The 9,048-nt window shown below is 65.8% G+C and carries 11 protein-coding genes; 6 read left to right on the forward strand and 5 right to left on the reverse strand.

Going from position 1 to position 9,048, the window contains the following annotated elements:
• Window positions 1-372 precede the first annotated feature (372 nt).
• Together EJK15_RS64740 and EJK15_RS72235 are read right to left on the reverse strand one after the other, a co-directional pair.
• Complete coding sequence (locus EJK15_RS64740; RefSeq protein ID WP_138720170.1) at window positions 373-903, reverse strand: hypothetical protein; 531 nt, start codon at window positions 901-903, stop codon at window positions 373-375.
• A 168-nt stretch (window positions 904-1,071) separates the two neighbouring features.
• Window positions 1,072-1,305 carry a hypothetical protein gene (locus EJK15_RS72235; protein WP_171075337.1) on the reverse strand — a complete coding sequence of 78 codons (234 nt, stop codon included), beginning with the start codon at window positions 1,303-1,305 and terminating at the stop codon, window positions 1,072-1,074.
• A 397-nt stretch (window positions 1,306-1,702) separates the two neighbouring features.
• On the opposite strand from EJK15_RS72235, the gene EJK15_RS64750 reads away from it, so the two are divergent.
• Entirely contained in the window at window positions 1,703-2,311 is a 609-nt protein-coding gene (locus EJK15_RS64750) for a hypothetical protein (RefSeq protein ID WP_138720171.1), read from the forward strand.
• Here the strand turns inward: EJK15_RS64750 and EJK15_RS75885 are convergent.
• Window positions 2,281-2,748 carry an HAD family hydrolase gene (locus EJK15_RS75885; protein WP_240778036.1) on the reverse strand — a complete coding sequence of 156 codons (468 nt, stop codon included), beginning with the start codon at window positions 2,746-2,748 and terminating at the stop codon, window positions 2,281-2,283. The two genes, EJK15_RS64750 and EJK15_RS75885, sit on opposite strands and share 31 nt — an antisense overlap.
• Before the next feature lie 35 nt (window positions 2,749-2,783).
• Window positions 2,784-3,056, reverse strand: a complete 273-nt coding sequence (locus tag EJK15_RS75890; RefSeq protein ID WP_240778037.1) for an HAD family hydrolase — start codon at window positions 3,054-3,056, stop codon at window positions 2,784-2,786.
• Between the two features lie 486 nt (window positions 3,057-3,542).
• Between EJK15_RS75890 and EJK15_RS64760 the strand changes: the two genes are divergently transcribed.
• The 3 genes from EJK15_RS64760 (at window position 3,543) to EJK15_RS64770 (ending at window position 5,753) form a co-directional block, all read left to right on the forward strand.
• Window positions 3,543-4,004, forward strand: a complete 462-nt coding sequence (locus tag EJK15_RS64760) for a DUF2637 domain-containing protein (protein WP_138720175.1) — start codon at window positions 3,543-3,545, stop codon at window positions 4,002-4,004.
• A 508-nt stretch (window positions 4,005-4,512) separates the two neighbouring features.
• Window positions 4,513-4,701 (forward strand): DUF2637 domain-containing protein, encoded by a 189-nt coding sequence (locus tag EJK15_RS64765; RefSeq protein ID WP_138720172.1) that lies wholly within the window; start codon window positions 4,513-4,515, stop codon window positions 4,699-4,701.
• Window positions 4,702-4,919: 218 nt separating this feature from the next.
• Window positions 4,920-5,753 (forward strand): SAM-dependent methyltransferase, encoded by an 834-nt coding sequence (locus tag EJK15_RS64770; protein WP_138720173.1) that lies wholly within the window; start codon window positions 4,920-4,922, stop codon window positions 5,751-5,753.
• 55 nt (window positions 5,754-5,808) lie between these two features.
• Here EJK15_RS64770 and EJK15_RS64775 read toward each other — a convergent pair whose 3' ends face one another.
• Entirely contained in the window at window positions 5,809-5,976 is a 168-nt protein-coding gene (locus tag EJK15_RS64775) for a hypothetical protein (RefSeq protein WP_206062171.1), read from the reverse strand.
• Window positions 5,977-6,665: 689 nt separating this feature from the next.
• Here EJK15_RS64775 and EJK15_RS75895 point away from each other — a divergent pair.
• Both EJK15_RS75895 and EJK15_RS64785 read left to right on the forward strand, forming a co-directional pair.
• A complete protein-coding gene (locus EJK15_RS75895) occupies window positions 6,666-8,504 on the forward strand; it encodes a cellulose binding domain-containing protein (protein ID WP_138720174.1) in 1,839 nt (612 codons plus the stop codon).
• Window positions 8,505-8,795: 291 nt separating this feature from the next.
• The coding region (locus tag EJK15_RS64785) for a hypothetical protein (protein ID WP_206062173.1) at window positions 8,796-9,048 on the forward strand (253 nt) is incomplete at its 3' end.

Below are 9,048 nucleotides of genomic sequence, written 5' to 3' on the forward strand. Positions count from 1 at the left end.
CGATCGGGCCGGACACTCCGCGCAGCGCCTCTGCCAGCGGTGGCCCCAGCGCTGCCCAGTGCGGCGCGAGCATCACATCAACGAACTCCGCGGATCGCTCGTATTCGTCGGCCACCCTCACCTCTCAGCAGAAATTGATAATGATTACCATTTTGTGAGACTAGAGAGGATGCTAAGCGATCGTCAAGAGTTCAGCGGGGCGCCACATCCTCCCGGGGGAAGATCGCGTCCATCAGGTATGCCATCGCGTCGACGGGCTGGCCAGGCCGGCACGCCCTGACGGCTGTCGGAGGCGGGCGATGATCCTGCCCCGTAGTCCTGCCGGTCGCAGGATTTGCGGCTGGAGGCGCCCTTACTTTCTCGGTATTGGGGCTAGCGGACGCCCAGCGTGATCGACGCGTCGTCGTCGAATCCGATGCTGACGCGCAGCGGGCCCGCATCGCCTTCGACGACGCGCACGCCTGCGGGTAGGCCTCCGCACCACTGCTCGACGTCCTCCTGGGAACCTGCGATGTCGAGGCCGACGATGCCGGTCGGCCGGCGGGTGTGTGGTGCGGTCAGCGCGTGCGGCCGTTCCTCGTATGGCACCGGCCAGTGGATGAGCGCGGGCAGCCAGCGCCGGCCATGTTCGGGCCGAAAGCCCGCCAACGTGTACGCCGGATATCCGGGCCCCTCCCCCGGTATATCGGACATCGACAGGTTGTTCCGGGAGGCCAGGCGACGAAGCGACTCCACATCTTCGAACCCGACCAGCCACGCGACCGGCACCAACGGCTCCGGATGCCTGTCCAGGGCATTCTGCTGGGCCGCCGCGATCGGCGGCAGAGCCGGATCCGGGACTCCGCCGTTCGGATAGTGGATCTCGAGAGACGACCGCCCCAGCGGCACGACCAGATTCGACACTGCGCCTGCCGATAATTACATCCGCCCAGGTCATGCCCTGTGAGGGCTTCGCGTGGCATGCGCGAGTTCCGACCCTCAGGAGAGGGGGCGGGTGCGGCATGATGACCGGCTGTGCTCCTTCGCCTGGCCTACCTGACCGTCACGAACGCTTTCGCCGCGTTGCGGTTGCTACCGATGAGCGATCGGGACAAGGACGTCGAGATACTGGCCCTGCGCCATCAGATCACCGTTCTTGAACGGCAACTCGGCGTCGGCACCAAGGTGAGATTCACCCCGGAGGATCGCGCCTTCCTCGCCGCCCTCCTGACACCGTTGCCACGCGAGGTTCTGTGCCGGCTGCGGCTTCTCATCCGGCCGGACACTGTTCTGCGCTGGCACCGCGATCTGATGAGACAGCGTCATGCCCGTACCTGCCGGCCGAAGCGGCGTGGGCGACCCCGCACGGTGCGCTCCATCCGCGCTCTCGTACTGCGCTTGGTCCGGGAGAACCCCGGCTGGGGCTATCGGCGAGTCCACGGCCGTGCCGTCGGGAAGGCTCACAACACTGACAGAGGAAGTCATGGAGCCGCTTTGGGGGGCTTCTACTCGCGCTACCGAGTAAGTCCCGGAGACAAGTACTGGGTCCTGATCTCCAACTGACCGAAGGACCTTGGTGGACAAGACCGTCGACGGTCCGGCAACATAGCCGCCGCTCGACGTCACTGGTCGGTCGGCACTCAACCAGGTAAGCGTTCTCAGGTGGCGGAGGGCATCAAGCCTTCGCCACCTGAGGCGCCGGTCTGCGATCAAGGAGCCCACGATGAATGATCTACGGAACGCGCATCCCGATGAAGACCAGCACGAACTGCTGGCGACACGCGGCTTTGGCGATGCCTTCTACGGCCTGTGGGTTGAGCGGGACGATATCGACCAAGTGGCCGGAGCGCTTGGCCTGGATTCACGTACCCGGTGTGACTCCACGTTGACGGGCGCCATGGGTCGATTCACTGATCCCGACATGCCGCTTGACGAGAAGAACACCGTATGGATCGGGTCGCACAGCCCAGGATGGTCGGTCGCCGTCAGCCCGCTCGGGCTTCAGTCGGATCTGTCTCTCTGCGAAGGGAAGCGACGGATGCTGGAAGTGAGCTGGCTTTCAGAGATCGACGGCCCTTATCCGCTCTACTATTTTTTCGACGGCCGATCGATCAGCGAGGAAATCGGAGAATACTGGAACGGACGCCTTCCATCCGGCTCAGTGTTCGAACCGTACGTATCGGGGCTGATCCGCGACTACGACACCGATGACGAGGCATTGGCCCATGCATATCTCACCATCGTGGGGCGCATGACGGGCCGATTCATCGACGAGGCGTGGTTTCGCACGCCAGGCTGGATCTATGGTGTCCAGCCCGCTGGCCGGGGATAGGAGCGGAAGGCTTCCGTACTACATCCGTAGATCCTGGGGTGGCGGCCGTCTCGCTGGCGGTAATGGCTGATCAGAGCGAACTCCTGCGCCACCCCGATCGCCGCGACCCGGGAGCGTCCGGTGGCGGCCTGGCGGGGCCAGGTACGGATCATCGTCTCCAGCTTGGCCTCGCCCTTGGCGAACTTGACCCAGGGGAGGCCACCCCGGCGAGGATCGCGGATGTAAACCATGTCGGCGATGAGGTTGTCGCCGACCATCCAGCCGCCCTCGGCGAGGCTGGTTCCGCACCGTTGAGCGGCGATCTCGAACAGTCCGGTCTCGGGTTTTCTGATGCCTTCGACCCCCGACACGGCATAGCCGTCGACCGCGTCGGCCAGGCCGGTTCGCTGGAGCTTGCCGAGTTGGTTGTCCGCCATGCCGTTCGTGACGATCCCCACCCGCCACCCGGCGGTGCGCAGGTCGGCTAATTCGGCTAAGACGCCCGGGTAGCACGCACGAGGTGAGGCATGCGTCGGTGGTAGCCGGCCCATAACTCCTCGACTGGCTCCGCCAGCGCGAAGTGTTCGCGCACCTTGCTGAAGAAGACCTCCCGGTGTGGGTGCGCGTCTCGATCCTGGGAGACGAGCCAGGCAAGGTCCTCGGGAACCAAGCGCTGTTGCCTGCCGAACTCTTCCGCCCACCGGAGGAAGGCGGTATCGAGGTCAATGAGCGTTCTGTCGAGGTCAAAGAGGGCAAGGCGTTGCACGCCGCCGATCTTAGAGACGAGCGGCAGACGGGGACAGTCTCCACTGAGAATCCGCGGCTGACCTCGGGAAATGCTTCCAAGATCATCCCCCGTATGTCCCCTGATCAAGGTCCTACGGCTGCATATGGGTGCTTCCGGCGGCCTGTCAAGGGTCTAGCAAGCAGAAGACCTGCGGCAGAGAAACCGCAGGTCAGAGGGCAAAATACCTGGTGGAGATGAGTGCCCCCGGCGGGGGACCCAGAAGTAGGGAACAAATCACAGCGCCTGCTGAGGAGGACGTTCCTCCTGCTCAGGGATGGGCACAGAACCGGCAGGCGAAGATCGAGGCCGTGAGTCGGCTCCCGCGGCGTCGGGCAAGGTCAGCGTCGTCGAGGGATGGGCGGTGATCTCGGTGAGTTCTTCGGTCGATCAGGCTGTCGTTGCCCAACCGTGGCAGAGCTCAGGTGGCTCATCGGTGGAGGAGTGGCGGCTCCGGTTGCGGGGTTGATGCTGTCGGATCGATGGATCCGATGGACCACCACTGCGGCTGTTCTGGTGCTGGCTGCGATCGCGGCCGTGGTGTCGTTCCGGCACATGCGCGAGTTGGCCTTGGCGCACGGTGAGGATGAACTGGCTGCTGCGCTCATCCCGCTGGCGGTGGATGGCACGATCGTGGCGGCGTCGATGTCGCTGCTGCGGGCCAGCCGCTATGAGGCGCGTGGGGGTGCGCTGCCTTGGGCGTTGCAGATCATCAGTAGCCTGGCCGGAATCGGAGCCAACGTGGCGGTTGCGGAGCCGACGATGATCGCCCGGTTGATCGCGGGTTGGCCGAGTCTGGCGCTCATCGGCGTCTACGAGATGCTCATGTGTCAGATCCGCCAATCCGCCCACAGGGCCGCACCGCCCGGGCCACTCGACAGGTGTCGCCCTCATGCCGGAGGAGTCGCGGTCACTGCATCCGCAGGATGAGCAGGAGTCGTTGTCACGGTGTTGGGAGGGTGAGCGGGCGCTTCAGCGGGCTGCCTGGCAGTGGGCCAAAGGTATGGCAGGCGAGAATGGGACGCTCCCTATCGGGGTGGTAATTGCGCGGGAGTTCGATCGTTCCCCGCGGTGGGGATGGCTGGTCAAGAAGGCCGGATCGGCCGGAGAACTCGGGTGAGCTTGGCGGTTCGCCCCATGCAGGGCCGGTTGAGAGTCGCTGGAGCCCAGTCCCGGAACGCAGGGCCACGGTCGGCGTGGCGATCACTTGGTCATGCCGTCAGGAAGGCACACGCACATCGGACGGAATGAGGAGCCCCTGGCAGCAAGCGCTGGGATCGGTCCTCCGACGGACAAAAGTAGATAGGAACCGGGTGCTGTATGGGAGTTCAAATCCGAGGGGGACACACTCGATACGTACATGCCCTTCGCCGCGTCCACCACCCTTGTTCTTCCTGGTCGGGAGTGGTGAGGCGACGTGGAGCCAAACACTCGGGCAGTGCGTCGGATTCAACGCACAACCATCGCGGGCGTCGGCTTGCTGGCGGGTATCGCCGCCGCTGTCTCCTTCCGACACATGCACGAGTTGTGCCTTCGTCACAGTGAAGATCGCCTTGCGGCACTGCTTGTCCCGAGCGGGACACCTAGAAACCCAGCGGCCACCACAAGATCTTCAGTGATCTTCTAGGCGAAGTTTCCACGTGGGAGGACCCGGGGGCCCCACAGACGCTACCGGAGCGAGTCGGCGCGCATCGAAACGATCGGGGCGTCGCTGTGGCAAGCTTCGACGCCGTTTCCCGCCAAACCCCCTCCACAAGTCGGGCAGCGATTCTTTATCGTTAGCAGGCCGCTTCCGGGGGCACGAGAGCGGCCCTCCTACGCCATGACAGAAAGCGCAGGGACCAGATGTCCGAGCTGATCGAGCCCAATGCCGCACCGTCGCGGATCAACCCGACGATTCCTCATCCCGCACGGATCTACGATTACCTGCTGGACGGGAAGGACAACTTCGCGGCCGACCGGGAGGCGGCCGAGCAGCTGGTGGCGATCTCCCCCGGCACGCGTGAGGGGGTCCGGGCTCACAGGGCGTTCCTCCGGCGTGCGGTGCGCCATCTCGTCGGCGAGGCGGGGATCGGGCAGTTCCTCGACATCGGCGCGGGCCTCCCGACGCAGGGCAACATCCATGAGATCGCCCAAGAGATGATCCCGGACGCTAGCGTGGTCTACGTCGACAACGACCCGATCGTTCTGACACATGGCCGCGCCCTGTTGACCAGCAGTCCCACCGGCGTGACCAGGGTGATCGAGGCCGACCTGCGCCGGCCGCAGGACATCCTGACCCATCCCGACGTGCTGAGCGTGCTCGACTTCAGCCGGCCGATCGCCGTCATCATGGCCGGGGTGCTGCACTTCATCCCCGACGCCGAGGATCCGTACTCGAGCGTCGAGCAGTTCAAGGGGGCGGTGCCGTCCGGCAGCCATCTGCTGCTCTCACACATCACGCTCGACTTCGCCCCGCAGGTAAGCAGCGACGAATTCAGCAAGCCGTACGACAACAGTGCGGCCCCCATGATCCCCCGGACGCGCGCTGACGTCCTGCGGTTCTTCGACGGCTGGCGGCTGATCAGCCCTGGAGTGGTGGAAGTGGTGGACTGGCGTCCTGACGAGGACGAATACCAGGAGCCGATCCCGGGCGGGGGCCACGCCTGGGCGTACGGCGGCATCGCGGTCAAGCCCTGACCCCCGGCGAGAGCCCGTGTTACCGAAAGAATTGGGCCAAGGCCGTGGAAACCCTTCAACGGACCGGCGGCGGGGCGGTGCTGTCGCGTACGACGAGGGACGTGGCCAGCTCGATGCCGGTCTGAGGCGGACGCTCACGCCCTCCGAGGGTCAGGGCCAGCTCGGTCGCGGCGGCCGCCTTCTCGGTGAGCGCCGGGCGCGGCGTGTTGTGCCGGACTGGCATGTCAGCCTCCTGGATATGGGTGGGGATGCCGGGACCTGCCATCCGCACGTCAGGCGCCGTTGGCGGTGGAGACACCGAGAGCGGGTGACGGCCGCGCCGAAGGACCCGTCACTGAACGGCGCGGCCCCTGCCATCCACCACCGGACTCCGGCAGGAGGAGGCCGCCCGGGGAGTCATTCTGAAACCGCGCCTACCCCTGTCAAGGCCCGGAAAGCGAATCGGTTCGATACGGTCGGAAATCGTCCGGTCGATGTTCAAGGAGTTTCGGGGCCGTTGGAAGCAGTGCGGCCAGGGGCTGGGGAAAGGTTGGATCGCAACCTCACGGCTTTCTGGGAGCCTCGGCGTCGGCCAGGTGTAGCACGCTTGTTGCCCTGAAACTTTCAGGATGTTTCCGGGGGAACGATTCGATACGTGCCAGCAAGAGGGGCATGGGTCGCCGCTCGTCCGGACTGAGGAGCGGGCCACGCCTTGACGGGACCTGCACGCCTCGTATTTGCTCCGTCGCACCACCACCACCCATCGGCGGAGGGTAGGCGCGGCGAAGCGATGTTAACGATAACACGATTCTTCTGTCACGCCCTTCAACCGCCACCAGGTCTGCACGGATGAGAGGACTGAACAAACCTCATGTTAACGCTAACCGAGGCCCTTGCACCGCCCCTCTCGGCGGTGCCACAGGCAGGTGAGTGATGTTGCGGCGTAGATCCGTCTTCGCCGCTGTCATGGTCGCGGCGCTTCTCGTGGTGGCGACCGGTGGTACGGCGCTGAGCAGCAGCGAGACCACGTCACGCGCGGCGAGCGCCGCCGCGGCGACGGCAGGATGCGGCATGACTCCAACGCTCAGAAGTGGCACGCAGTCGATTCAGAGCAGCGGCCGGACTCGCTCCTTCATCTTGAGAATTCCCGACAACTACAACAACAACAACCCCTACCGGTTGATCTTCGGGTTCCACTGGAACGGCGGCACCGCCAACGACGTCGACTCGGGCGGGACCAGCGGATTCACCTGGTCTTACTACGGGCTCAGGCAACTGGCGAACAACACCGCGATCTTCGTCGCCCCCCAGGGCCTGAACAACGGCTGGGCCAATTCCGGCGGCGAAGACCTGACGTTCGTCGACGACATGATCAGGCTGATCGAAGCAGACCTGTGTGTCGACACCACGCAGCTGTTCGCCGGAGGTTTCAGCTACGGCGGCGGCATGAGTTACGCCCTGGCCTGCGCCCGGGCGACGGTCTTCCGCGCGGTCGCGGTCTACGCCGGCGCACAGCTCAGCGGATGCAGCGGCGGCACCCAGCCCATCGCCTACATCGGGCTACACGGCCTCAGGGACAACGTACTTAACATCTCGCTGGGCCGGTCGCTGCGCGACAGGTTCGTCAGGAACAACGGTTGCACTCCCCAAAACCCCCCCGAGCCGGCACAGGGCAGCCTGACGCACATCGTCACCGCCTACTCGGGATGCCGATCCGGATACCCGGTCGTATGGGCGGCGTTCGACGGGGGTCACACCCCCGGTCCAGTGGATGGGTCCACCGCCGACGACGGCGCACGGACCTGGACCAAGGGAGTGGTGTGGAACTTCTTCAACCAGTTCCAGGGCACGAACGACACCACTCCGCCGACCACTCCGGGCACTCCCGCCGTCTCCAACGTGACCGCTACCAGCGCCACCCTGACCTGGACGGCATCCACCGACCAGGGCGGCTCCGGCCTGGCGGGTTACAACGTCTACCGCGTAACGGGCGCGACCGACCCGCTACTCGGCCAGTCCACCACCAACTCGATCACCCTGACCGGGCTGACCGCCAACACCCAATACCAGGTCTACGTACGAGCACGGGACGGCGCGGGCAACCTGTCGGCCAACTCCGCGTTCGTCACGTTCACCACGGCCTCCACCGGCGGCGACACCACACCACCGACCGCCCCGGCAGGGCTGGCGGCCTCCGGCACCACCGCCGGCAGCACCAACCTGTCCTGGACCGCTTCCACTGACGACGTCGGGGTGACCGGCTATGACATCCTGCGCGCACCCGGAGCCACCGGCGGCACCTTCGCCCAGGTCGGCACCTCGGCCACGACCTCGTTCAGCGACACGGGCCTGACCCCGAGCACCACCTACCGTTACCAGGTCCGCGCGCGGGATGCCGCCGGCAACCTCTCGCCGGTGTCCGACACGGTCCAGGTCACCACCAGCGGCGGCACCACCGGAACCTGCACGGCCACGCCGACCGTGCAGACCCAGTGGGGCACCGGCTATGTGATCCAGCCGCTGACCATCACCAATACCAGTACCTCGACGATCACCAGTTGGACGGTCACCTTCACGCTCCCGGCCGGGCACGCGCTGACCGGCTCGTGGAACGCCACCGTCACCACCAGCGGGCAGACCGTCACGGCCAAGAGCGTGAGCTTCAACGGCACGGTGGCCCCCGGAGCCAGCACCACCAGCTTCGGCTTCCAGGCCAGCCGTCCCGACGGCAACACGGCCCTGCCATCCGGATACACCTGCACCAGCGCGTAACCGACATTCGAGGCCGCCCACACCGGCACCCGCCGGTGTGGGCGGCCCCATCGCGAGCAGCGCGGCGTTGCCGCTGAAGCGCGGGGACGATGGACACGCCTGCTCACCTGACCGCTCCGATCGAGCCATCTGGGGATCCCGGCCCGTCGACGATGAGAGCGGGTGTACGGCCGACATTGCGCCTGCCGATAATTACATCCGCCCAGGTGATGCCCCTGTGAGAGCTTCGCCTGGCGTGCGCGAGTTCCGACCATCAAGGGGAGGAGGGCGGGTGCGGCATGATGATCGGCCGTGCTCCTTCGCCTGGCCTACCTGACCGTCACGAACGCCATGGCCGCACTGCGGCTGCTGCCGATGAGCGATCGGGACAAGGACGTTGAGATACTTGCTCTGCGTCATCAGATCACCGTGCTTGAACGGCAACTCGGCGCTGGCACCAAGGTGAGATTCGCCCTGGAGGACCGGGCCTTCCTCGCCGCCCTCTTGGCATCGCTGCCGCGCGAGGTCCTGCGCCGGCTACGGCTTCTCGTCAGCCCGGATACCG

This window comes from Nonomuraea basaltis (assembly GCF_005893125.1).
Taxonomy (GTDB): Bacteria; Actinomycetota; Actinomycetes; order Streptosporangiales; family Streptosporangiaceae; genus Nonomuraea; species Nonomuraea basaltis.